The 25,162-nt window shown below is 45.4% G+C and carries 16 protein-coding genes; 6 read left to right on the top strand and 10 right to left on the bottom strand.

The window, feature by feature from the left end:
* The first annotated feature begins 23 nt into the window (after positions 1-23).
* Genes OKW21_RS07850 through OKW21_RS07840 form a run of 3 tightly spaced genes read left to right on the top strand, consistent with a single transcriptional unit; the run spans position 24 to position 7,962 of the window.
* Positions 24-3,107 carry a SusC/RagA family TonB-linked outer membrane protein gene (locus tag OKW21_RS07850; protein ID WP_277478865.1) on the top strand — a complete coding sequence of 1,028 codons (3,084 nt, stop codon included), beginning with the start codon at positions 24-26 and terminating at the stop codon, positions 3,105-3,107.
* 18 nt (positions 3,108-3,125) lie between these two features.
* Positions 3,126-4,598, top strand: coding sequence for a RagB/SusD family nutrient uptake outer membrane protein (locus OKW21_RS07845; protein ID WP_277478864.1), 1,473 nt, complete (start codon positions 3,126-3,128; stop codon positions 4,596-4,598).
* A 10-nt stretch (positions 4,599-4,608) separates the two neighbouring features.
* Complete coding sequence (locus OKW21_RS07840; protein WP_277478863.1) at positions 4,609-7,962, top strand: VCBS repeat-containing protein; 3,354 nt, start codon at positions 4,609-4,611, stop codon at positions 7,960-7,962.
* Positions 7,963-7,964: 2 nt separating this feature from the next.
* Here the strand turns inward: OKW21_RS07840 and OKW21_RS32850 are convergent, their stop codons facing one another.
* Genes OKW21_RS32850 through OKW21_RS07825 form a run of 4 tightly spaced genes read right to left on the bottom strand, consistent with a single transcriptional unit; the run spans position 7,965 to position 9,604 of the window.
* Positions 7,965-8,258, bottom strand: coding sequence for an enolase C-terminal domain-like protein (locus OKW21_RS32850; RefSeq protein ID WP_477099973.1), 294 nt, complete (start codon positions 8,256-8,258; stop codon positions 7,965-7,967).
* The gene (locus OKW21_RS32845) at positions 8,246-8,680 is read right to left on the bottom strand and encodes an enolase C-terminal domain-like protein (protein WP_477099972.1); all 435 of its coding nucleotides are present in this window, start codon (positions 8,678-8,680) and stop codon (positions 8,246-8,248) included. Before OKW21_RS32845 ends, OKW21_RS32850 begins: the two co-directional genes overlap by 13 nt.
* Positions 8,673-9,257, bottom strand: coding sequence for a twin-arginine translocation signal domain-containing protein (locus OKW21_RS07830; protein ID WP_277478862.1), 585 nt, complete (start codon positions 9,255-9,257; stop codon positions 8,673-8,675). The genes OKW21_RS32845 and OKW21_RS07830 overlap by 8 nt, the downstream gene beginning before the upstream one ends.
* Complete coding sequence (locus OKW21_RS07825; RefSeq protein ID WP_277478861.1) at positions 9,227-9,604, bottom strand: hypothetical protein; 378 nt, start codon at positions 9,602-9,604, stop codon at positions 9,227-9,229. The genes OKW21_RS07830 and OKW21_RS07825 overlap by 31 nt, the downstream gene beginning before the upstream one ends.
* A gap of 276 nt (positions 9,605-9,880) precedes the next feature.
* On the opposite strand from OKW21_RS07825, the gene OKW21_RS07820 reads away from it, so the two are divergent.
* A complete protein-coding gene (locus tag OKW21_RS07820) occupies positions 9,881-10,933 on the top strand; it encodes an FG-GAP repeat domain-containing protein (RefSeq protein WP_277478860.1) in 1,053 nt (350 codons plus the stop codon).
* 57 nt (positions 10,934-10,990) lie between these two features.
* Positions 10,991-12,976 (top strand): DUF8034 domain-containing protein, encoded by a 1,986-nt coding sequence (locus tag OKW21_RS07815; protein ID WP_277478859.1) that lies wholly within the window; start codon positions 10,991-10,993, stop codon positions 12,974-12,976.
* 381 nt (positions 12,977-13,357) lie between these two features.
* Here the strand turns inward: OKW21_RS07815 and OKW21_RS07810 are convergent, their stop codons facing one another.
* Both OKW21_RS07810 and OKW21_RS07805 read right to left on the bottom strand, forming a co-directional pair.
* Positions 13,358-16,480, bottom strand: a complete 3,123-nt coding sequence (locus OKW21_RS07810; RefSeq protein WP_277478858.1) for a PQQ-dependent sugar dehydrogenase — start codon at positions 16,478-16,480, stop codon at positions 13,358-13,360.
* A 7-nt stretch (positions 16,481-16,487) separates the two neighbouring features.
* Entirely contained in the window at positions 16,488-17,555 is a 1,068-nt protein-coding gene (locus tag OKW21_RS07805) for a PKD domain-containing protein (protein WP_277478857.1), read from the bottom strand.
* Positions 17,556-17,718: 163 nt separating this feature from the next.
* On the opposite strand from OKW21_RS07805, the gene OKW21_RS07800 reads away from it, so the two are divergent.
* Positions 17,719-18,663, top strand: a complete 945-nt coding sequence (locus OKW21_RS07800) for an amidohydrolase family protein (protein WP_277478856.1) — start codon at positions 17,719-17,721, stop codon at positions 18,661-18,663.
* Between the two features lie 68 nt (positions 18,664-18,731).
* Here the strand turns inward: OKW21_RS07800 and OKW21_RS07795 are convergent, their stop codons facing one another.
* From OKW21_RS07795 to OKW21_RS07780, 4 genes are all read right to left on the bottom strand, one after another.
* Positions 18,732-20,669 (bottom strand): DUF8034 domain-containing protein, encoded by a 1,938-nt coding sequence (locus OKW21_RS07795; protein ID WP_277478855.1) that lies wholly within the window; start codon positions 20,667-20,669, stop codon positions 18,732-18,734.
* A 717-nt stretch (positions 20,670-21,386) separates the two neighbouring features.
* Positions 21,387-22,316: an RraA family protein gene (locus OKW21_RS07790; protein WP_277478854.1), complete on the bottom strand. Its 930-nt coding sequence runs from the start codon at positions 22,314-22,316 to the stop codon at positions 21,387-21,389.
* A gap of 36 nt (positions 22,317-22,352) precedes the next feature.
* Entirely contained in the window at positions 22,353-23,687 is a 1,335-nt protein-coding gene (locus OKW21_RS07785) for a mandelate racemase/muconate lactonizing enzyme family protein (protein WP_277478853.1), read from the bottom strand.
* 31 nt (positions 23,688-23,718) lie between these two features.
* A complete protein-coding gene (locus OKW21_RS07780) occupies positions 23,719-25,149 on the bottom strand; it encodes a mandelate racemase/muconate lactonizing enzyme family protein (protein WP_277478852.1) in 1,431 nt (476 codons plus the stop codon).
* Positions 25,150-25,162: the final 13 nt, after the last annotated feature.

Raw genomic sequence — 25,162 nt, 5'->3', positions numbered from 1 at the left:
AACAACAACCAAATATATTTACTATGCACAAAAGTTCACAATCCAAATTACTTTTGGTATGCTGGTTATTGCTCATGTTCAGCAGCTTACCACAGGCCTGGTCTCAGGTCAGAACGATCAACGGTACCATCACCGATCAAAGTAATGGTTCACCACTTCCCGGAGTCAACATTCTTGTAAAAGGTACTACCAACGGTACCATTACAGATATAGAGGGAAAATTCAGTCTTTCGGTACAGTCTGCCAACCCTGTTCTGATTGTGAGTTCTATCGGTTACCTGTCGCAGGAGATAGAAGTAGGCAACCAGAACCAGATCAATGTACAACTTACTGAAGACGTTGCTTCACTGGAAGAAGTGGTGGTGGTTGGTTACGGTACCCAGAAGAAAAGTAACATTACCGGTGCCATTGCTTCTGTCTCGGGAGAAGACTTGGAGAAAGTACAGGTAGCTAGTTTTGACCAGGCCATTCAGGGTATGGCGGCTGGCGTTTACGTGACGTCTAACAGTGGGCAGCCCGGAGGAGGGATTAGCGTACGTATCCGTGGGATAGGTGCGATCAACAACAGTAATCCTTTGTATGTAATTGATGGCGTGATTGTTGGCGCAGGCAATAGCGAAACCACTAATCCGCTGGCCTCATTAAACCCCAATGATATTGAGTCAGTTGAGGTACTCAAAGATGCGGCTTCTGCCGCGATCTATGGAGCAAGAGCTGCCAATGGTGTTGTGCTGATCACTACCAAGCGTGGAAGTAGTGGCCAGCCTACCCTCAGCTACAATGGCTATTACGGCCTACAGGTACCCACCACCAATCTGCCCCGTCCCCTGAACGCACAGGAATTTGCAGAAAATATGAACCAGGCATTCACCGCAGCAGGTCAGGACGCACCCTTTGACAATCCTGCCGCCCTGGGCGAGGGAACCAACTGGAAAGATGTACTGATGCGCAACGGTAACATACAGGATCACCAGCTCTCACTTTCCGGCGGTAACGAGAAGCATAACTATTTTGTCTCAGCCAACTACTTCAACAACCAGGGGATCATGATAGAAACCTTTCATAAGCGAATGTCTTTCCGGGTCAATACTGATAATCAGCTGACTGATAAATGGTCGGTAGGGAATAGCCTGGCATTCAGCCGTACCTCCCGCTATGACAATGGCTCGGGCAACCGAACCTTTATTCATGGTTCTTTCACAGAAATCTACCAGATGCTACCCACTCAGCCGGTGTACAATGATGATGGTACTTTTGCCGGACCCACCGATACACGCCTGGAAAGAAGAAGAAATGCAGCCTCCCGTGAATTACTTCCGGAGAGAGATAATGTGGAAAACCGGCTACTGGGTAATCTCTACGTAAATTTTGAACCCATCAAAGGCCTAACTTTTCGCACCAGTTTCTCAACAGATATTGTCGGACGCAATACCTATTTCTTTGAACCGCCCTACCATGAAGGACTATTGGAAGACCTATACTCCAATGTAAACCGATCAGCTGTTAACTCTACCTTCTGGCTCTGGGAAAATTTTGCTACTTATCAGAAGGCACTGGGCAAACACAATTTCTCTCTCATGGTGGGTACTTCAGCCCAGAATTTTGATATCAGGTCAATATCTGCCAATGCGGAATATGATTCTGATGCATTTACCGAAGTAACCAACAGTGCGCTGATTAATAATTCCACTACCTCCTTTACCGAAGAATCACTGGCTTCTGTGTTTGGTCGTTTTACCTACAATTTTGACGAGCGCTACCTCCTGACCGCTAACATCCGGCGAGATGGTTCTTCAAAATTTGGTCCTAATAATAAATTTGGTGTCTTTCCCTCCTTTTCTGCCGGATGGAGAATCTCTGAAGAAAACTTTTTTGACTCACAGCTTGTCAATGATCTCAAGCTCAGAGGTGGTTGGGGACAGGTAGGTTCTGATGCCATCGGAAATTTCAAATACCTGGCAGCCCTTAATACCGGGTTTAATTATCCTTTTGGTAATCAGACCGGATCTTCCAGCCTAGGAGCTGCATTGCTAGAGTTGGGTAACCCAAATATACAATGGGAAACCGCTACTGAGTGGAGCATTGGTGCGGATGTGGGGCTACTGGACAACCGACTTACCTTCACTGCCGATTATTTTGAAAAAACACGTACCGATATGTTGCTCACCCTGCCGCTGGCCGGAATTTCAGGACTCACGCAGACCGTAGATAATGTGGGTGAACTACTCAACAGAGGTTTTGAATTCAGCACCAACTACCGCAAAGCAACCGGCAAATTTACCTATGACATTGGACTTAACTTCACTACTTTCTACAATGAAGTCGTAGATATTGACATCTTGAATGAAATCGTAGCTTCTACTTATTCAGGTTCGGGTGCTGTAGCCCTGATCCGGGTGGGGCAGCCTTTGGGCGTATTCTATGGCCTGGTGACTGAAGGACTATTCCAGACACCAGAAGAAGTACGGCAGGCCAACGCAGTAGATGGAGACGAAAGCACACCATTTCAGCTGTCAGACACTGCTCCCGGTGATTTCAGGTACCGAGATCTGAATGGAGATGGCCGTATCACCGGTGACGACCGTCAGATTATCGGCAGCCCGGTGCCTGATTTTTCTTATGGAATCAACGGTAGTCTGCAATACGGTAATTTTGACCTTAACTTCCAACTTTTTGGTGTGCAGGGTAATGAAATACTCAACCTGGGCAGGTCAATTCGGGAGTCTTCCGGTAGGGCCTTTAACAAAAGCAGTACCGTGGTCAACGCCTGGAATGGCCCGGGAAGCAGTAATTCTATCCCCCGACCAATAGTCACCGACCCTAACCAGAACGTAAGAGTGGGAACTCACCTCGTGGAAGATGGCTCTTTTCTTCGCTTAAGAAATCTTCAGTTGGGCTACAATCTCTCACCTGAGTTACTATCCAGCTTGGGGATTACCAGGCTCAGAGCCTATATCGCCGGGCAAAATCTGCTGACCTTCACTAATTACAGCGGCAATGACCCGGAAATTGGTTTTGACGGAAACAATACCGCCGCCAATGGCCTGGACCAGGACCTGTATCCACAGGCAAGGACCTATACAATAGGTGTAAACGTAAGCTTTTAAGCATAAAATTTAAGAACTATGCAATACCTGAAAAATTCAGTTTGTATTTCGCTACTACTCCTCATGGCAGCCTGTAGCGAAGACTTTGTGACCAAAGAATACCAGAATGGTGTGGTAGACGAGAACTTTTTCCAGAATGCCCAGGACGCTGAACAGGCACTTACTGCAGTGTATGATATTGTAGGGCAGAAAGGTTACTACCGGGATGCTATATTCCCGCTCGGTGAGTCTTCCTCTGACAATATAGACGAACAGACCGGCGACAATGGTGACTTTGGCTTCCATTATAAAGCCATCAGTGACTACCGATGGGTGCCCGATAACCCCTTTTTTACAGCTCGCTGGTACGATTCATACCGGGGCATCTTTAGGGCCAACATTTTATTGGAAAAGCTGCCTGAAATTGACATGGATGATGCCATTAAGCGCCAGTTTGCGGCTGAGGCAAAGTTTCTGAGGGGGCTTTTCTACTTTACGCTGATCATCTCCTACGGTGATGTTCCTCTAATAACTGAAGTACTTACCCGCGATGAATATAGTAATCTTTCAAGATCTGACCAGGCACTGGTCTATGCGCAGGTAGAGCAGGACCTCATTGAAGCTGCCGATGTCCTGCCCGTAGATGCGGCAGAACTGGGCAGAGCTACCCGGGGCTCGGCTTTAGGTCTACTGAGCAGGGTATACCTCTACCAGCAAAAGTGGCAGGAAACAGTTGATGCCAGTGTGGAAGTGATCAACCTGAACCAGTATAATCTGATAGATGACTACGGCAGCATGTTCAATGGCCACAACGAAAATAGCGAAGAGTCTATTTTTGAAATGCAGTCAGTAGCCAGAGCACCAAGTTTCTGGAGTGGACAGTCTGAAAATCTCTACAGTGTAATGTGGAGTCCAATGATTGGCTGGGCCAACTGGTTTACGCCGAGTGTTGACCTCATTGAATCCTTTGAAGAAAATGATATGAGACGTAAAGCTTCACTGCTTCTGGTGGATGCCAATGATTCTATAGACCTCAACGGAGACGGTGTGCTGGACCCTTTTCCGGCACCTGAGCTAGGTTCCAATACTGTGTTCTTTACGGATTCTAACGTCCGTAAATTTCTTCCGGAAGGCCAACCCCTGAATGATGTCAACAATTTTGATATTAATTTCCCCATCATTCGCTATGCTGAAGTACTACTCAACTACGCTGAGGCACTAAATGAACTGGGAGAGTCATCAGATGCGCTCGTGCCACTTAATGAGGTGAGGGCCAGGGCCAGTTTGCCAGCTATCAGTATCAGTGAACAGGGAGCATTGCGTGAAATAATCTACCATGAGCGTAGGATAGAGCTGGTATTTGAGGGACATCGTTTCTTTGACCTCAAGCGTCAGGGACGTGCTCAGGAAGTATTGGGACCACTGGGCTGGCAAGCAGGCCAACACGAATATTTCCCCATACCCCAGGAAGAACTTGACCTAAATCCCAATTTAACTCAGTACCCTGAATAAAACTAAACGGATGTATCTATCAGACGTTTTATTAGTAGGTATAGATGCCAGGAAAAGCCTTCAGCTCTTCCTGGCTGTTTTTCTTTTTCTTAACTTATCCTGTAAGCCTGCTCAGGAGGATCCTCCAACTTCTATTCCTACCCTTTTCAGAGCTTTAAGCCCCGCGAGTACAGGAATTGATTTCGCTAACCTGATTCATGAAAACGAACGTACTAATTTCCTTACTTATCCCTACATGTATAATGGAGGAGGGGTGGCAGTGGGTGATCTGGACAATGATGGGTTACCGGATATCTATTTTACTGGCAATATGGAAGGCGATAGGCTGTACCACAATCAGGGATCATTAAAGTTTAAAGATATCACCCGGCAGGCAGGCATTCTCAGCCAGAACCTTTGGACAACGGGCGTCACCATGGCAGATGTGAACAATGACGGGTTGCTGGATATTTATGTTTGCCGCTCTGGCGACAGAGGTTTTAGGAATAACCTGCTGTATATCAATCAGGGACACATGAAATTTAAAGAAGAAGCCCGCAACTGGGGTATCAACGACAATGGCTACAGTACACAAGCTACTTTTTTTGACTACGACCTGGATGGAGATTTGGATCTCTACCTTGTCAATCACTCCATTCGCTTTAATTTTAATCAGGAAGAAATTTTCAAAAATAAATTCAGTCCACTTCCCGAAGAAGCCGATCAGTTGTACCGCAATGAAGGGGATCATTTTACCAACGTAAGCCAGGAAGCCGGTATCCAGCATTTTGCCTTTGGCCTCAGTGCCACAGCTGCCGACCTGAATAACGATGGTTATCCTGACATCTACGCAGGCAGTGACTTTTTTGAACCGGATTTTTTGTATATCAATCAGCAGGATGGCACTTTTCGGGACGTGCTAAAACAGAGCACCCGGCATATTTCTTTTTCCAGCATGGGCGCTGATATTGCCGACTACAACAATGACGGTCTGCCTGATATTTTTGTCGCCGACATGCGGGCGGCGGATCACTATCGTTACCAGGCGAATATGGTGGGCATGAACCGGCATAAATTTTCCCGGATGCTGGCTGAAGACTACCACTACCAGTACATGCAAAATACTTTGCAACTTCATCAGGGATACGATGTACAAGGGGTACCGCTTTTCAGTGAAGTAGGACAACTGGCTGGAGTCAGCAGCACTGACTGGAGTTGGTCTGCTTTATTTTTTGATATGGATAATGACGGCTGGAAGGACCTGTTCGTTTCCAATGGTATCGCTCGTGACATTCAGAACAAAGACGCCTGGACCAGGATTAACGAAAGCCGACAGAAACGACCTGCTTTCTCTGAAATGCTGAGTTTTTTTCCAGAAGCTCCTCTGCATAACTATACCTACCACAATGCCGGTGACCTGAGCTTTGAAGATGTGTCCTCATCTTTCGGTATAGATTATCAGGGTGCTAGCAATGGTGTAGCCTATGCTGATTTGGATAATGACGGTGATCTGGATCTGGTGATGAATAATCTTAATGCCCAGGCCTCAGTTTATGAGAACGTGGCTGCCCGGCAAACCGACCAACATTTCCTGCAAATTAAATTCAGAGGTAGAGAGGACAACCATTTTGGCTTAGGAGCCAGGGTTAATATTAGGTACCAGGATCAGCAACAGTATCAGGAACTCAGCCTTAGTCGTGGATTCCAATCTTCCGTTCCGCCAATTTTACACTTTGGTACCGACAGTCTTAAGCAGGTTGATGAAGTAGAAGTTTTTTGGCCCAACGGTAAGCAGCAAATTCTAAAGAATGTGACGGCCGATCAGTTACTTCTTATTGATCAGAAAGATGCTAAGATGCCAGACAAAGACAATAAGAGTCAGGTAAATCAAGCACGCTTACAGCAGTTGAACCTGGTGGAGATCTTACATCAGGAAGAAGCGTTTGATGATTTTGCGAGGGAACCGCTCCTATCCTATAAGTTATCTTCTAACGGCCCGGTAATCGCGATAGCCGATGTAAATAATGATCGGTTGGAAGACTTTTACTTCGGAGGAAGTAAGGGCTTTTCGGGCAAGCTTTATTTACAAAACTCCGATGAAACATTTAGTTCCAGAGAACAAGCGGTCTGGAAAGTTGATCGGAACAATGAAGATACTGATGCGCTATTTTTTGATGTTGACCAAGACGGCGATATGGATCTCTATGTTGCCAGCGGCAGTAATGAGTTTGAAACGTCTTCCCCCCATCTAAAAGACAGGCTTTACCTCAACGACGGCAAAGGTAATTTCTCTTCTGCTAAACTTCCCGATTTATCTCAAAACAATTCCTGTATCGCATCGGCGGACTTTGATCAAGATGGTGACCTGGATATTTTTGTCGGCGGTGCCTCAGTTCCGGGAGCTTATCCTCAGGCAGAAAGCGCTTATCTGCTTATCAATGAAGGAGGCGTATTTAATAAACAAAAATTAGGAATCAAAGGTCTGATCACCGATGCAGTGTGGGCAGATATTGACCAGGATGAGGATGAAGACCTGCTAATTGTAGGCCACTGGATGGCTCCATTGTTATTGGAAAACCAGAATGGCAGTTTACACCCGCCCCGTGATCTTGATTTTGTTGATCACGCACAAAAGCTCAGGATGTCAGGCTTGTGGAATAGCATACTGGCTCAGGATGTTGATCAGGACGGAAAAATAGATTTGGTGCTTGGCAATGAGGGTTTGAACAGCCCCTACAAAGCCTCCAGAGCTCATCCCCTGGAGATGAAGGCCACTGACTTTGATAATAATGGTTCGCTGGATGCTCTGATGGCTTATCACCAAGATGGTAATTCATATCCAGTACAAGGAAGGGATAAAATACTTACGCGTGTTCCTTCCTGGCAGCGCAAATTTCCGGATTACCACAGCTTTGCCAGCATGACCATGGAACAGATTCTGGAGGATGAAACCAGTGACAGCTTACTCCACTTGGAGGTCAACCAATTAGCCTCATGTATTCTTTTCAACGAAGGAAACGGAACATTCAGCTTGCAGCTTCTTCCTATCCAAACCCAGATTTCGGCAGTGCAGGCAATCAGTGCTGCTGATTTGAATCAGGATGGATTTGATGATCTGATTCTGGCAGGTAATCACTACGACTGGGAGGTTGAGACCTCCAGGAATGATGCGGGGATCGGCCTGATACTGCTCTCTACCGGCAAACGAAGTTTTCGTCCTCTTTCGCTATCAGAAAGTGGCTTTCTGGCCGATGAAGAGGTTAGAGATATGGAATTGCTGAAAACAGCCGGAAATTCCACTCTGCTGCTGGTAGGCAGAAATCAGGACAGCCTGCAGGTATACAGGCTGCCTGCCAAGGCAGAGAAACAGGCCTGGGTAGAATAAAATCAGCTGGATAAATTGGGATTGGTGATTGCCCAGTTTCCCTCAAGGTAAGGAAACTTACGGGCTAAATTATCAATCAGTTCCATGCCGTAACCAGGACGGTCAGGCACGTCCAGATAGCCATTCCTGACCACCATCAGTTCTTTGAAAATTTCTTCCTTAAAAGGATTGTAGGTCTGGTTCAACTCTAAAATCAGGCGATTGGGAATCGCTGCGACCAGGTGGGCATTGGCCATGGTGGTAAGGCCGCCGTGCCAGTGGTGAGGGACGCAGTATTTGTTCTTTAAATTCGCCATATGGGCGATATACCAGCCTTCGGTAAGCCCGGTTGGTTCACATCATTTTGCACAATGTCAAAAGCATCCCGATCTATATACTCATTAAACTGCGTGCGGGTATTGAAATTTTCCCCACCGGAAATCATCACGGTAGGTAGTCTTTCCTTAATTTTCAGATGATTATCCCCTGAATCCGGTTGGTTTTGACTCAGGGGCTCTTCCAGCCAAAAATTATCATATTCTTCCAGTGCCGATGCCATAGCCAGATTTTGCTCCAGGTTAAGTCGCATGTTGTGTTCCTGCATCAGGTCAAAGTCATCGCCTACTTCCTGCCGGAGCTTAGCTATCAGCGGTACAAAATCATCTACCGTGATACCCTCAGCTTCCCAGTCTGAGCCCAGGCGATACTTGAAGGCGGTATAGCCTTTTTCCTTATGCATCAGAGCTTATGAGTTGGTTAGGATTGTCGTACCAGGCAAATTGCCCCCCGCCGCTGGCGTACATGTGAATATGGGCATCTGTATCACCTTCTCCGGCCAGCAATTGATATACCGGCTTATTATTTACTTTGCCGATGATGTCCCAGAGGGCGACATCTACGCCAGCCCAGGCTGTTTCACTGCTGGCGGTAAGCAATTCTACGTCAAAAGGATTTTTCCCCATCAGGTTAGGGCGAATGATCTCTTCAACATACTTTTTCATACGCTCCATACCCCGGTAAGGACTAGATTCACCGATGCCCACTACCCCCTGATCGGTAAAGATTTCTACCAGGAAGGCATCGGTTTTGGGTACCAGGAATTTAGAGCTTACCCACTGCTGATCGTTGGGGAGTTTGAAGGAAAGCAGCGTAGCTTTAACATCCGTAATTTTGACATCTTCACGGCTAATCCCCTCCCACGGGCTGTATCTTGCTGTTTGGGGAACATTTGATTGCCGAATTCTAGCTGGAAGCATACCGGCTCCAGCCGCCAGTGCAGATTTTTTCAGGAAATCTCTACGGTTGTTGGTGTACATAGGTAAAATAGTTTAGGCCCTGTAAATTCAGTTTTTGAAAAGCTATTGAATGTCTCAAAGTCGGCCAGAGTATTATCTTTCGTCATGATCCCTATTAGATGCTTAGTCACTTTTCGGTGCTCCTCAGCATTCCAGTCATTATCCCGGGGAACATTATTGCTGGAGATGGTGCTATCTGCCTCGCCCAGCCCTACAAACAGGGGGTATAATAGGCTCTGGCCGGAGTACCATGCAGATACTGAAGCATGAAAGTCCGGGTTATTGAGCAACTCGGAATTTTGCTGGTCTTTAAATAAAGTAAAATACAGATCTATCGTGTTGTGGTGTTCAATCCGCGAATGGGTCACCTGTTGGTAAAAAGACTTTCTCTCCTGCGAATAAATAATCTCATAGTGCTATAGTTTAGTTGAAGATTCAGCAGTGAAAAAATGCAAAAATTAGCTGTTTAAAAATCACGGGCATTTTCTGATTTACAGCACTTTTTCAATTTTTGAAAATTGCTTTCTAAATTTTTTGCAACTCCCTCCACTTTTTTGACAATTAGAAGAAATTGCCCTCAACCTCATTACGTTTTTCCACTTTTTCCATTAATTTATTGAAATACTCAGCCTTAAGTAATTTCCGTGTTTACTCATCAGTCAAAATTACTCACCTTACTAATTACAGCGCCTATTTTTGGTGCTTGTCATTATCTCCATGAGCCTGGTTTCAGACAAATACCTCTGAGTGAACATAGCATTCAATTTATCAACCAATTGCGTCCCACCGCCTCAATCAATATCTTTAACTTTAACTATTTCTATAGTGATAGTGATGGAGGGGTAGGCATTGGGGATTTCAATGGCAACAGTCTGCCGGACATTTACATGGGAGGTAATATGGTTTCCAGCGGATTATATCTAAACCTAGGGAGTTTTAGGTCTGAGGATATTACGCTTCATTCACGAACTGGTACCGATCGCTGGCTCACCAGGATTTCCGTAGTGGATATCAACCACGACCATTTAACTGATCTCTATTTGGGGGTTTCAGGGTTAGAACAAGCCAAAAGAGGAAATCTGCAATTTGTCAATCAGGGAAATAATGCCAGAAGCATTCTTCAGTTTAAAAAGATGTCGGTTGACTATGGCTTAGACTACGACGGCTACACCACCTATGCTGCTTTTTCTGACTTTGACCAGGATCAGGACCTTGATATCTATTTGTTAAACGCTGTAAATACTGAGTTTTATGGCAACCAGATTCGTAAAATCGGCACCGACGAAAAAGCCCTGACCAGTAATAAATTATTTGAAAATAGGGGTATTGGTGAGAATGGTCATCCGGTTTTTAAGGACATCTCTGTAAATGCAGGAATTACCAAAGAAGGAATTGGCCTGGGTATAAACTACCATGACTTCAACGAGGATTCTTTTTCTGATATAAATGTATCCTACGATTGTCTCTCCAATGATCTGCTTAATATCAACATCGTCCAGCAGGATGGTACTTTCTGCGATGAGGAAGGTCACGGAGAAGAGTGGCTTAACCTTACAGAAATGGTGGATTCTACCAAGGTGACATACACCAACAATTATGTATTGGAGGAGATTCCAGATTATACAAATGTGGAGGAAAAACAATTCTTTCTTGACCCTAGAATTTTAGATGAAATAGGCTTTCATAAAATTCCCTAGGGTTCCATCGGACTTACTGAAGAATCAAACATCAAAAGCAACAAGCTGAAAACTATCATGAGAAAATTTTATATCATTTCGCTGCTACTCTTCAACTTTTCTACAACCATACTTCACGGCCAAACAAAAGATAGTTACACAGATTTTCTGAATGAGTTACCTAGCATCAAAGCCACGCATGTGAAAGCACCACCGGAATGGGCTATCATTCAGCGGCTGCTTATCCGAACAATGGAAGAGGCGACGCCCGTCTTTGTAGCTCGCTTCATGCGGGAGGATGGTAGCATTTACGGTGAGGGACCATATGACGATGTATATGAGATGTTCTACAACTGGCCGGAGTTTTATACCATAGGAGCTGATAAGTACCTCTATGAAAAATCCCTGCTGGCCTACAATGCCATCACCCGCACCAATACAACTTTTTACCGGGACTCCATCAATTACCATCACCGCCTGCACAAAGAATTTCCTCGTCACGATGATTTTTTTCATATCAGCGAGGGTATGACACTGTTCTATAACCTGGGGCTGACAGCTCCCCAACTACCGGCTAATGTCCGCCGCGCCAGGAGGTTTGCCGGTTTTTATCTCAACGAAGATCCGGAAGCCCCTAACTTTGATCCGGAGAATACCCTGGTCAAATCTATTTTTACCGGCAGCGAAGGTCCACTGGCTTCCTCCAGTGCAGAATATAACCTGCGTTACGGACACGCTTCACTTTACCCCGTGGAGCCTAACCTGGAGCCCGAATGGAACGAAAATCCACAGAGGACAGAGGAAGTTCAGGCTCTTTACGATCAGGTCGTTACCCGTACAGATGTACCAGTCAACCTGGGGATTACTGGACTGATCACCAATGCATACCTCTACACCGGAGAAGAAAAGTACAAGCAATGGGTGCTGGATTATGTAGATGCCTGGATGCAGCGTATTGAAGAAAATGATGGTCTGCTGCCGGATAACATCGGCCTGAGCGGAAAAATCGGTGAATACCGTAATGGACAATGGTGGGGCGGATTGTATGGTTGGTACGCCCGCTATGGTCTGATGATGATGTTTGCTGCTATGTCCAACGCCAGCGAATGCGCTTACCTTCTCTCTGGAGATCCAAAGTACCTGGACCTGCTTCGTTCACAAATTAAGGGGCTGATAAACCGGGCTCAGTATACTGAAGAGGGACAGATGCTGGTTCCTTTCCGCATGAAAAGAGAAGGCTGGTACAGCTATCGCCCTATGATGGCGCGAGACCTGGCCCACCTCTGGCATGCCTCCTTGGCTGAAGAAGACTGGCAGATGGTAGAAAAGCTGCTGGAAGGCAGCAAATACCGCCCGCTTTCTGATGAAGGTATCTGGGGGCAGAATACTTTGGTAGAATTTGATAACAAAACCTGGGAAAAAGGAGAAGCTTTTGACCCTGCTCAGGAAATGAGCATCAGTGATCGCTCTTTGGGCAAAAGTGAATACGCCCGGCTGATGTACTACGCCGGCAAGAATCCTGACTGGCCGGTAGAAGCGCTCAAAGCGGATTTACAGGAAGTCATCCGAAGGGTAGATTTCATGCATAAAGATGAACGAGACCCAGGCATGATTGAGGGAGATGAACTGCATCCTAACAATCCGATACTGACTAAAGCGTTGGTACAAACTACCATGGGCGCTCCGCAAAGTATCTACTTCGGTGGACTCCTGAGAGCTAGCTTGCGATACTTTGATGCTGAGGCAAAACGTCCAGGTCTTCCTCCGAACGTAGCGGCACTGGTTAGCAATATTTCCGCTGATATGCTCACAGTAGAAGTGGTCAATCTCAGTCTGACCGAAAGTAAGAGCCTGCTGGTGCAGGCTGGAGCTTTTGGAGAACATAGTTTTGAAAAGGCGAGCTTTATGACAGATTATGTAGAGGAAAGTAGCAATCAAACTACTACCATTGACGGTCGGTATTTTCTTCTGGAAATACCTCCCTTAGCGTCCATTGTGCTAAATCTGGCGCATGAGCGATATGTGAATCAGCCGACCTATGCATTTCCCTGGCAGCATAAGTAGTTATTCATTTTTTCGTCATAACATCCTAAATCTTTCATTCCATGAATGATAATCAACGATATAGGGTGTTCAGCCTGCTTGTCTTGCAGATTTTCCTCCACACTTTCTGTACGCAAAAACCAAAATGAGTCTTATGTAGCAACCAATGGTAATGACCAAAACCGAGTACGAAGGATCAACCCTTGAGAAAGCCAGGTAGGACGAAACATGATTCTGGGACAAGACCAGGCACAAGTATTTAAAAGTCCTGAAAATCAAAATTTTAATACCCAGCCCAATTCAGTTGTAAACGACAGCCTACCTGATTTTGAGGAGATATCTTCTTGGTAGATTGGCTTGTATGTGGACGAGTACCGCACAGCTGTAGAGTAGGCAGAAGCGTTAAATGTTGGGCTTATTGCGCAGGAAGTGAAATGTGTCGATCACAAATAGATTGGCGGGCAGATCGGGCTGATCGGAACGGAAAACAAACAACAAGTCCTGCTGGGTAGAGGTATTCTTTATGGGTACCTCTATTTCGTGCCATTCCGTATTTTCTTCTATGGTTTGTAGACCTACTATTTCTCCCTCAGGTCTGTTGAGCCTGACTTCCAGAGTACCACTGACCATTGCTCTGAGGTTTACACTGATTTGCCTGATACGTCGGAGGTCAATGTTGTGGTACTCGAGGTAGCCACCGTTTTCCTGTACCAATGAATTTCCGTTTACCCGCAATGCTACTCCCTGCCAGTAGTCGGCCGAGGAGGCGCTCAGTCTCGGCGGGATAAATGTATATTTGCCGGTTCTGGAGATAGGTCCTATTTCCTTACTCCCTTTATCCTGGTAGCTAATCTCCAAGAGGTAAACTCCGGATGCATCTGCCTTACCCTGATCAAAATGCAACATGCCAGAGGTCTTTTTCTGTTCTGTAACTGGCTGATCAGCTAGAGAAAGAATATAGATAACCATTTTTTGAACTTCTGCTTCTTCAATAAACTGATGCGCTGGCATAGCTCTGCCCATGTTCCAGTTGCCCTGCCCTCCCTGGATGATTTTCTGCGTAAGCATAGTGTTTTTATCCTGCCCTCGGTATCGCTGGGCTACTTCAATGTAGGATGGCCCTAATGAACGAGTATCCAAGCTGTGACAGGCCACGCAGCCGTTCTCCTTCACCAGTAGTTTACCATCCTGCAGATCGTGCATATTGTCTGTGCCACCCTTACCTCCGCCCGTAGGCTGGTAGAAAAAAAGAACCCTAACATCATCCTCAGCAATCTGAGATTCTGATAAACTGCCATCTTCCTGATCTTTTACCTCTATGGAATAGGATAAGCTATCCCAGTAAAAAGTACGGTTAGCAGTGGTGTTGAAAAATATCTGTGGGGGTGCATTGCCTGCTTTGATCATAATAGTTTTTTCAGCGACCGCTCCCTGTCCATCGGTTACCAGCAGCCTGACCGGATGCTCTCCGGGCTCTTCAAACTGATAATGGATCTCTTCACCCGACAGACTTTTGCCTTCAATTTCCCAACTGTACTCCAGTGAGTCCTGATCGTAATCATATGATTCTTTTGCGGAAAGGCTAAGTCGCAAAGGCACTGCACCTTCGGTCTGGCTTGCGCTGATCTGGGCTACCGGCTTTCGGTTTCCCCGGTCATAGGATATCCTGACCACTTTGGCATCCAGATTTCTGGCATAGCTCTGCGATCCGTAATCCAAAACGTAAAGTGCACCCTCGGGACCTAGTCGCATATCGGTAGGATGCGCAAAGTGAAGCGTGTCTATTAATGGCTCTACCAGTTCAACTTCTTCATTTTCATTCAGACTGGCCGCTTTCACCCACCCTCGTACCCAATCATAAAAGATCAGTTTTCCGTCAAAATAATCAGGTAACTTCTGAACTGAAAAGGGATACAGATCACTTCTAAATAACGGCCCTACCATGATATTCATACCTCCCTGACCCATATCCGGAAACTCCTTGGTTGGCTGCCGAGGATACCAGAGGATAGCCGGATGAGCCGGAGGTAAGTTTTTCAACCCGCTATTATTGGGCGAATCATTCACCGGAACAGCAGGATCAAAGGGCGGGCGAACTTGCTGGTTGGCATAGTCATAATCAGGATAGGCAATGTTATGAGCCACAAAGTATGGCCAGCCAAAATAGCCAGCTTCTTTTGCAAGGTTGATCTCCTCATAGCCCTGCGTGCCTCTTTCACTATCTATGGTGGCATCTGGCCCTACGTCGCCAAAGAATAGGTACTGTGTGGCAGGGTCAATTGAAAAGCGGTAGGGGTTTCGGCATCCTTTGACAAAAATTTCCGGCATGCTGAGCGAGTCGTCTGTTGGAAAAAGATTCCCTTCAGGAATGCTGTAGGAGCCGTCTTCTTCGGGATGGATTCGCAATATCCCCCCCAGGGGATTGTTAGAGTTTCCCGCAGTTCGCTGCGCATCCCGGCGTACTTCTCCCGGCCTCTCGTCTATAGGCGCATAGCCTTCGGGCTGCGAGGTATAGTCGCCGAAGCCAATATAGAGGTTTCCGGCAGCATCAAATTCCAGGGCATTAGATGCATGATTGGCATCATCAGGATTATGCGATACTTTCATAATCACCTTTTCAGAATTCATTATCAGACTGTCACCAGCCAGGTAAAAGCGGGAGATATACTGAAACGGTTCTGTAGCGTGAGAGTAAGAAAGAAAAATCCAGGGGTTTCTTCGAAAATCAGGGTAGAGTGCCAATCCGTTCAGTCCATTGGACTGCGCATAGTTCACATTTAGCCTTCCGATGGTACTGATAGTCTCGTCTTGATGATCAAAATATTTGATAGCACCACCTCTTTCTATTAAAAGTATATCCTGATTGGGCAGCACCTCAATTTCCATGGGTTCATTCAAGCCAGAGAAAAGGGTCGTGCAGGTAAAACGTTTAGAATCAGGATAGGCTGCCATAGAAGACTCAGTGCTCCACTGCACTTTCTGAGCAGTTTGGGTGAACATGTCTGCCAGTTCCTGAATGTTCCAGGGCAGTTCATCGGGCAGAAAATAAATAGTGCCGCTGCCAAAGGCATAAGTCAGGATATCCTCTTTGCTAGTAGCCAGCAGTTTAGTAGCCTTTTCGCTACTTTCTTTTTTCTTTTGCATCAGATCTTCCAGCAATGGCCACTTATGCTGGTACTGCAGATCCACCTGCCAGAAATACAACTGTCCGCCTTGGCTAACAAATCGTTCAATAATCCGCTGTTGAGCAGCGTTAAGGCTGTCTGCCGATAGGTCAGAGAGCAGTAGCTGACTGTATTTTTTCAGGCTGTCTTCTGCCAGGCAGGAAAGGTCTCCAGTCATGAAACCGACATTCAAGTTTGCCCAATTAATTGTTGGTTTTTTTTCTTCTCCCGAGATGATCAGTAAGCCTTTCCTGTCAGGAGCAAAGCCACAGGATGCCAGCGTGCAGGCAAACAGCAAGAACACCAGCAGTTGCCCGTATACCTGAGTTTGTACTAAAATCATCTTACTGTTAATCTGCATACCTGAATTATTTCAACATCACTTCCCAATACCTGGTTCTTCGGGAGGTCCCTTCCGAACCTTCTACTTCCAGGGTAATTACATGATAGACACCAGCTTTATCAAACTGATGAAGGGGGCTGGGTTCATCCGAGGTTTTACCATCTCCAAAATCCCAATGCCAGTTTTGAATATCTCCTACCGATTCATCCTCAAAATACACCAGCCGCCGTTCTTCGTCTATCACTTCAAAAGTCCAGTCTGCCTTAATTTTGGGCTTAAAGCGATCCTCCAACGGCAGCAAACGAAAAGCACAGAGGTAGGAAGCATTCTTGACCATTTCAACATTATGAGAAAGATTAACGTGCCCCTCTCTCTGGGCTCCGTCAAAATCCAGGATAGACCATGAAAGGCCGATGTATTCGTTTTCCCGTAACTGACTTTCCTTAGCCATTTCAGGACCTTCATGGGGGGCATAGTCGTAGGGCGTGATCCAGAACTCCAGCATCAGTTTACCGCTTTCTCCCTGCCGGAAGTTGTAGTCAAAAGCGTAATTGGACTGGGGAAATTCCGCGATCCAGGGCTGGTTGCCCCATACCAGTGTCCAGGCACCATCGACGGGGGGTGTATAAATATGGTAATTTTGAGCATGTACCCCGCTAAAACGCAAGTGGGTGGCAATATGTGCCGGAGCATCCCCCATACGGTTGGAGTTTTGCAGCATTTCGTTAAAAATAAACGAACCACCTGACAGGTCGCCATCCACCACCACCTCAAAAATATCGTTCATGTAGCCTTGGGGATTAAAGCGTTCAAAGTCCCAGAAATCATCGTAGGCTTCGTAGAGGAAATACAGGCGGTTGAGTCCTTTGACCCAGCCCACTCTTACCTTTACATCCAGGTCGGTGCGGTCAACCGGATAATCCATACCATCTTCCGTATCTTTGAGCAGGTCGGTGCCGTAAATCAGCTCATCTGGATAAATTTCCCAGTCATCTGCTTTACCATCAATTCTGGGTATCTGGTCGCGAGGAAACTGAAAAATATGAAGATCAAGCTCAGGGCGAAGCAAGTTGGGGACAATCTCCTGAGCCAAAAGACTGACTGGGCAAAGGAAACACAGCAATAAGACCCTGAGGTAGCAGATAATTAGTTTAGGTTGTGACAAGGTGAAATTACTTGAACGTTGGTAGTCGCTACGCTTAAAATTGTTAGATTCAGCTAATAATACAGATTTTTTCAGTCTAAAACAACGCGCTATGCAGCCAAGAAGAACATTTCTTAAACAAGGTTTGGGGCTCACCGCCGGACTCATGAGTAACACCTTGCCCAGCTTTTCCCACAGTAGAATTTTCAGCATCAAAGACATTCCTATCACCGATACGCACGTGCATTTTTGGGAGCTGGATCGCCTGGAATATCCCTGGCTGGAAGAGCGTCCTTCACCTATCAGCCGGGATTTTGTGCCGGATGATTATTTGAAGGCGACAAGCAACTATGAGCTGCAAAGAATTGTGTTTGTAGAAAGCGGACGTGTTCCCGAAGAGTACCTGCAGGAATCCGACTGGATCAGCCAACTGGCCGAAAAGGAAGGTAAGATTGCTGGTATTGTAGCTTTTTTCCCCATTGAGAAAGGGGCTGAGGTGCAGAACAACCTGGAAAAACTTGCTGATAATACCCTGGTCAAAGGTATACGGCGCATGGGAGACCCTGATGAATTGGTTGCTTCCTATGCTTTTCAGGAAAGTCTAAATCTGATGAACCGGCACCAACTTAGCCTGGACATTCACTATGGAGCAGACGGGCTAAAGGCTTTTTTACCCATCATTGATAAGTTTCCGGACATGACTTTCGTCGTCAATCACCTGGGACTTCCGGATGTAAAGCAGGGGGAGAAAGAAAGCTGGCAAAAAGCTATGCAAGCCGTAGCCGAGCGCCCCAATGTGTACTGCAAGCTTTCTGGGCTGCTCACCCGCTGCGAGGATAACCAGAAAAACAGCCAGACACTCAAACCTTATATACTCTCAGCCATTGACTATTTCGGTACAGACCGGATGGTATTTGCCAGCGACTGGCCGGTACTGACTTTAGGTGGCACTTTTGAGCATTGGCTGCAGATTCTGGATGAAGTACTGGGTGACTTCAAGAAGCGAGAATTAAGAGATATTTTCTACCAGAATGCAGCCAGGGCTTACCGTTTGTAAATTCGGTTACCGGTTTGGGATGCGCAAATCGTTTAAGTAGCTAAAACTTCTTGAGTAGATTAGACCGATTACTTCATACCCAGAACCGGGATTTCATCGCCATGCCAGGGAAAAGCGTAAGTAGGATCATTGACAAAGCGGTCCAGACCAATCTCTATCTGACCTACGGCTCCCGGTGCTAGCTCTACTGTAAAATACTTCTGGTCAATCGTATCAAACTGGTAGGGGTAATCAATCACTTGTCGGATACGGGTGATCTGATGTTCGCCAAACATCCCTCCCTGTATGATCACATACTTAGTTTCAGTAGGATGCAGGTTGACCATCTGCAGAGTAATCCCTCCTTTATTGACCTGCCGCACCAGGGCCGCCACATCCTCGGGAATACCAGGCCTTTTTTTTACCGGATCAAAATAGCGAACACTGCTGTGCAACAAGCCGCCGTGATATATGTGGTTAGGCGCACCGAGCATAGTCTGCACAAGCCCTTCCAGCACGATAGGGTTTCGTTCCAGCCAGTGGTGCACATCCATATCGTCGGGTGTACTTTCATCATTTCTCACATCCTCCAGACGGTGCTGCATCTCCTGGTAAGTAGCTTTCAGAATATCTGTAGGATAATTAGGGTTCTGCCCTTCAAGATAACCGAGCCAGGCAGCTGTATTTTCGGAGTCTCCTTTACCTTTATGGTAGCTAAGTTTGGCTATTTTCTCCGGATCTGTCAGGGATTTTACCCGCTGCCAGTCCTCCTCGGAACGGGAGTAGTACCAGAGGTGCGTGGGGTATTTGGGACGCATGGGACGGTAATCATACCAGCCCCGGTCGTCGTAGCGATAAGGCACCAGCGTATGACCATCTTCTTCCTTAGCCTGATTCGAGACTGCCCTGATCACTGAATAAGGCAGTTCCAAGTAAGAAGAGTCACCGGTTATTAGATAAGCGTTGCTGGCTCCGATGGTGGTAGCTTCCATCTGGTTAGGCAAGCCGTGTGGCCATCGCCAGCCGTAGTAGCCGCCCCACCATTTGCCACCAGTATGCTCGCCAATGATGCCGGTTTGTCCCACGTTGTCTGGAATGATACCATTGTTATCCTCAACCCTTTGCATCCAGGCTTCTACGTATTCTTTTATCCATTGCTTGTAGCGTTCGTCTTTTGTGTACATGTAGGCATTGGCCATCATGCTGGTAGAGGCTAGGTTGAGCGGCACATCATTTTTCATCATGCGCTCGTTAATGGCCTGCAGTATGTACTGGAACTTCTCATCATCATTCCAGTCAGCAGAAGCATTTATGTTGGGGATATCATCATAAGGCAGCGGATAGTGTGCCAGGATGGGCCGGTGCGTCACCCAATCCTCAGCGGTATTGACAAAACGAGGGCCCAGGCTGCCATTCAGGGGCGAGCGTATAATCTTATGCTCGGCATCATAATTTGACTTTTCGGTGCCGTCGTCCATGTACATTTCGGCAAATTTGATGGCCCGGTCGCGCATTTTCTTATCGGTAGGGTCAGCCAGCCCGAAAAAGTAAAAATAAGTGTAAGATTCTCCGTGATGCATCCAGTCATAACCGGCATCAAATTCATCATGGATCTGACCGTATTCTGTAAACTGCACCGTCACCTCATCCCAGAGCTTACGGGAAATACTGTCTATTTCCTTGGGTCCTCCCAGAGCGTAATAGAGGGGGAAATTATAAAAACTCTCGTAGCCGTCGTCAGAGCCATCCATACCGGGCCATTCATCCCGCCAGATCAGACGCCCCTTTTTATCGGTGTATTTATCGACAAATGTGATGGCCGCAGGATAGAGAGCATTCATCAGTTGCCGCTGCATCAAGGCCCATTCAGGAGGTGTGCCACTATTATTTAGTTTCATCAGTATTTCTCCCTGCTCAGATTGTATATCAAGCTTAGTTTGTGCTTTTATAATACTGGCGTAAAAGAGAATAAGGAAAGAAATCAAGGCACCCTTCATAAAGGCTAAAAATATCTTGTAACTATTCATGGATTATTCAGGTTGTTTCGGAGTACTAGTTTTTAATGCTTATAATATTTTACAAGCTGATCTTTACTTTCATTGATTTCTGAAAATACAAGATTAATTTTACTTCCTAAAGATAAAATCACCTATCGCAAATATATCTAGTATCGTCTTCAGAAAACACTACAATGCATCTTCAGGTGTATAGACGAAAGGCTCGCCTTTCACATGTTTGTTACAGTAAAATTTTACGTATGAATAGATTGATAAGGGTTATTTGATCACCACCTCAAAATATGTAAACCATTTGGGCGGCCAAACACTTTTTTTCAGTAATTTAGAATCTAAGGCGGGGAGAATCTTGGGACAGACTTTATTCTTTCACTACACAAAATGTAGAGACGAGGTTAGCGATAGAGGAATACGCCATGAAAAGATGTAGGGAGAATTTTGATAATAGAAATTATCAAGTGAAAAATACCTCTGCAACCAACTCTTAAGACTTTGAAGTGTCAGGACAGGATGAGGTAATTTAAGCACCTAAATCTGAAGTTGCACTTGCTTTTCAGTACCTGGTGTTCCGATAGCAATGGAACACTAAGCTGAAAATCTCACAGGACCCATTCCAAGAGTCTGGAAGAAGAACGGCTATAGGGAAAAGCAAAAATCTAAAAAAAAACAGCAGGTGAACAAAAAAACAGAAGTGATTACATCTTAAATCTGTGGAGTAGTTTCAAGGAATCACCAGTTCCTTGTCTTCAATAGCTCTTGGATTTCTTCTTTAGGCACAGCTAAATCCTCTATATGAGCTTCCAGCCATTCTGAAAAATCTCTTTCAATGTTAGCATTCCAACGAGCATCAATTTGACCTGGAGTGTATTTTCCCTCGCGGAGTCGTTGATGCCCAAATTGATCCCTTAGCATGACCAGTTCTCCAGTCTTCACCACTTTCTCTGCCAAGTGCGGAGGAATAAAAATTACTCCCTCTAACTTTCCCAACACCACATCCCCAGGCATCACAGTTACAGGACCAATACGGATAGGAACATTGAGGCCGGTAAGCATCATTTCTTGCTGATATGAGGGATGAGATCCTTTTATGAAAGATGTAAAACCAGGAATTTGCATCAGCCCCTCCATATCTCGCACCGTTCCGTTGACGACTACTCCATTACCGGACTTGGCAGCAATAGAAGTTCCTAGATTATCACCGATGATAGGTCCATCTGTTACTTTTCCGTAAGAGTCTGCTACATATACATCCCCTTGAATAAGCATATCAATTGGCCAAGATACCATATCTCCGATACGACCATCTTCTGTACCTTTTTTCACCAATTGTTCTCTTACTTCCGGACGTACAGGCATGTATTGGGCTGTCAGTACCCGACCTACCAGGACATCACCAGGATGGATATTCTGCCAGCCATATTCGTACTGGTGGGTATATCCTTCACCTCTCAGTACTGACCAGGCCTGTTCTAAGGATATATTTTTCATCCGCTCTAATATGCTGTCTGGTACCTTTGGCCGTCCATCGGGGAAACGTCCCCCTTCCCATTTGGGTGTGAGGGCTATCATTTCCTCCTGACTCATAGTAATATTTTGAGCATATACAGACAAAAAGGAAAATAAAAGAATAGGGGCAAAAATGAGATTGCTGTATTTCATGGCTAAGCTTTGTATTTATTTCTCAGAAAAATGTTTCTAAATTTTCTTCTGTATTACTGGATTAGGTTTAAGGTATGATCCGGACACATAGGGAAACTTTTTGGCTACATCGTCAATAATTTCAACACCAAAGCCTGGCTTATCTGGTAGCTCCATATAACCATCCTTTACAATCAGAGGCCTTTTGAATAATTCTTCTTTTAATGGATTGTAGGTTTGGTTTAGCTCACACATATGGCCATTAGGTACCCCTGCTACAAAATGAAGGTTAGCCATAGTTGTTAGTCCTCCATGCCAGTTATGAGGGCATTGTAGTCGCCCATACAGATGCGCTACTTGAGCAATGTGCCAGCCCTCACTGATACCGGTAAAGTTGCAATCAGATTGGATGATATCATAAGCACCTGTAATAATCCATTCATGCAGTTGTAAGCTATGAGTGAACCTTTCACCACCTGAAACCATCACTGAAGGCATAGCTTCTTTGATTTGCAGATGCTTTTCTACTGCATCTTCTTTCCATTGGTTTATGGGTTCTTCATACCAGTAAAACTTCAAATCTTCTAGTGCAGGACAAAGAATATTAACGATATCTTCAAAATCATGAGAGTGTTTTTCAATCATCAACTTAAAATCGGGACCTACTGCTTCACGTAGTTTTCTCAATACAGGCAAGTACTTTTCCAGTGTCATACCACTATATTCCCAGTTGGTACCATTTCTAAATTTAAATGCAGTATAACCCTGTTCTTTATACTTTAGAGCTTCTTCAATCAGATATTCAGTGCCATTTTCATACCATTTGTGCTCTACACCACCACTGGCATAGATAGGTACACTTGCTTTAGGTTCATGATTGGTAGCCAACAGTCGATAAACAGGCATCTCTTTGGTCTTGCCAATGATATCCCAGCACGCATTATTAACACCCGCCCAAGCTGCCCTTGATAAATAATCTCTATCTGGGCCTCCACCAGTGAGAAAATCTACATCAAAGGGATTCTTGCCAATCAGAAAGGGTTTTACTCTCTCTTCTATATATTTTTTGATCTTGTCAGGTTCACTGTAAGGGCTTCCTTCCCCGATACCTATAATACCCTGGTCAGTAAACACTTCAATAAGACCTGCATCTGCCTTCCAGACGATGTACTCATTCACTCCCCAAAGGGGACCTTCCTGATGAACATAAGACAAGGGGGTAAGTCGTATATCTATTATCTTTATTTTTTCACGGCTTAATGCATGTAGTGGATAAATAGGCGTGTCCGACAAAGCTTCATTTTGTCCATGGGATTCATTGTGGCAAGCCGAAAGCATGCCTATAGAGGCAGAAGAAGCTACCAATGATCCTAAAAATTTTCGTCTGTCCATAGCTTGTGATTAGATTTTATAGCAGTGCTCATTAGCTCCACCAGAGTGGAAGATCTTTTCCCTTCATTTTTGGATTGGGTTTACCATAAAATCCAGGTTCAAAAGGGAATTTTTTCGCAACATCATCAATTAACTCTACTCCGTAGCCCGGTTTATCTGGAATGGTGAGCCATCCGTCTTTGATTTGATAGGGCTCCTTGAAAATTTCCCACTTCAGTGGGTTATAAGTCATATTAGTTTCACACATATGACCACTTGGAACTCCTGCTACCAGATGAATACTTGAGATGGTTGTAAGGCCGCCGACCCAATTGTGAGGGCAATACTTCATGCCATGTTCATGTAACATCTGACCTATTTGCCAGCCTTCGCTTATTCCGGTCAGATTAGGATCAGTTTGTATGATATCCATACCTCCTGATACTGTAAAAGGGTATACCTGATAGCGATTATACCAGCTTTCCCCACCGGATATCATTACTGAAGGCATAGCTTCATTGATGGCAATATGCTTTTCTACAGCTCTTGGATCATTAGGGGATATAGGTTCCTCATACCAGTAGAATTTAAGCTCTTCCAGAACCGGGCAGAGCTGGTTGAGGATTATGTCCATATCCCAGGGAAATTTTTCAATGCAAAGCCTGAAATCCGGACCAACTGCCTTGCGGAGATTCTCTAAAATCGGGATATATTTATCCATCGTCATGCCACTGAACTTCCAACTGGTACCTTGACGAAATTTAAAAGTATCAAATCCAGCCTCCTTATAGCGGAGAGCTTCTGCAATAAGGCTTTCCTCCCCATTGTCGTACCAGGCATGTTCTACACCACCACTGGCATACATATGGACCTTATTGTTGGGCGTACTGTCACCTGATAAAAGTTTATAGACAGGCTTTCCTTTGGCTTTGCCGATGACATCCCATATGGCATTATTGACCCCTGCCCAGGCTCCTTCCGCAATACTGTTATGTCCCTGATTGTTGGTGATAAAATCTACATCGAAGACATTCTGTCCCTTCAGCAAAGGTGTGATGTAGGTGTCAGTATATTTCTTGAGGTGGTCAGGCCCGCGATAGGGGCTGCCTTCACCAATACCCACGATGCCCTGATTGGTAAAAACTTCAACAAGTGCTGCATCGGATTTCCAGACAACAAGTCCACCCACACGCCAAAGGTACTCCCCATCATGAACATAGGATAAAGGCGTAACTTTAATGTCTGTAATCGTGATATTTTCTCGCTCAAGCCCTTCTGTAGGATGGGAGCGTTTATCTATCAAATGCGAACGATCAAGAGATTTTACTCCATACTTACTATTCTGATTGAGCTTTTTGGAATGGCTTCTATGGTCGCCAGAAGCAAATGCGTTCCCTGATAATCCATACGTTAAACCTGCAGCCAGAGCAGTACCACTGCTTGCCATAAATGAGCGTCGTGATAGTTTATTCTTATCTTTCATTCTTTAAGTAATT

This window comes from Catalinimonas alkaloidigena, from assembly GCF_029504655.1.
Classification (GTDB): domain Bacteria; phylum Bacteroidota; class Bacteroidia; order Cytophagales; family Cyclobacteriaceae; genus Catalinimonas; species Catalinimonas alkaloidigena.
Note: the sequence above shows the minus strand (reverse complement) of the source record. Positions and strands in the feature narration are given on the sequence as shown.

Coding starts and splice junctions, on each gene's coding strand:
- OKW21_RS07810 (WP_277478858.1), bottom strand. CDS start 16,480: ATGCAGATTAACAGTAAGATGATTTTAGTACAAACTCAGGTATACGGG.
- OKW21_RS07845 (WP_277478864.1), top strand. CDS start 3,126: ATGCAATACCTGAAAAATTCAGTTTGTATTTCGCTACTACTCCTCATG.
- OKW21_RS07785 (WP_277478853.1), bottom strand. CDS start 23,687: ATGGACAGACGAAAATTTTTAGGATCATTGGTAGCTTCTTCTGCCTCT.
- OKW21_RS32850 (WP_477099973.1), bottom strand. CDS start 8,258: ATGGCGAATTTAAAGAACAAATACTGCGTCCCTCACCACTGGCACGGC.
- OKW21_RS07795 (WP_277478855.1), bottom strand. CDS start 20,669: ATGAATAGTTACAAGATATTTTTAGCCTTTATGAAGGGTGCCTTGATT.
- OKW21_RS07840 (WP_277478863.1), top strand. CDS start 4,609: ATGTATCTATCAGACGTTTTATTAGTAGGTATAGATGCCAGGAAAAGC.
- OKW21_RS07800 (WP_277478856.1), top strand. CDS start 17,719: ATGCAGCCAAGAAGAACATTTCTTAAACAAGGTTTGGGGCTCACCGCC.
- OKW21_RS07790 (WP_277478854.1), bottom strand. CDS start 22,316: ATGAAATACAGCAATCTCATTTTTGCCCCTATTCTTTTATTTTCCTTT.
- OKW21_RS07815 (WP_277478859.1), top strand. CDS start 10,991: ATGAGAAAATTTTATATCATTTCGCTGCTACTCTTCAACTTTTCTACA.
- OKW21_RS07850 (WP_277478865.1), top strand. CDS start 24: ATGCACAAAAGTTCACAATCCAAATTACTTTTGGTATGCTGGTTATTG.
- OKW21_RS07830 (WP_277478862.1), bottom strand. CDS start 9,257: ATGTACACCAACAACCGTAGAGATTTCCTGAAAAAATCTGCACTGGCG.
- OKW21_RS07780 (WP_277478852.1), bottom strand. CDS start 25,149: ATGAAAGATAAGAATAAACTATCACGACGCTCATTTATGGCAAGCAGT.
- OKW21_RS32845 (WP_477099972.1), bottom strand. CDS start 8,680: ATGCATAAGGAAAAAGGCTATACCGCCTTCAAGTATCGCCTGGGCTCA.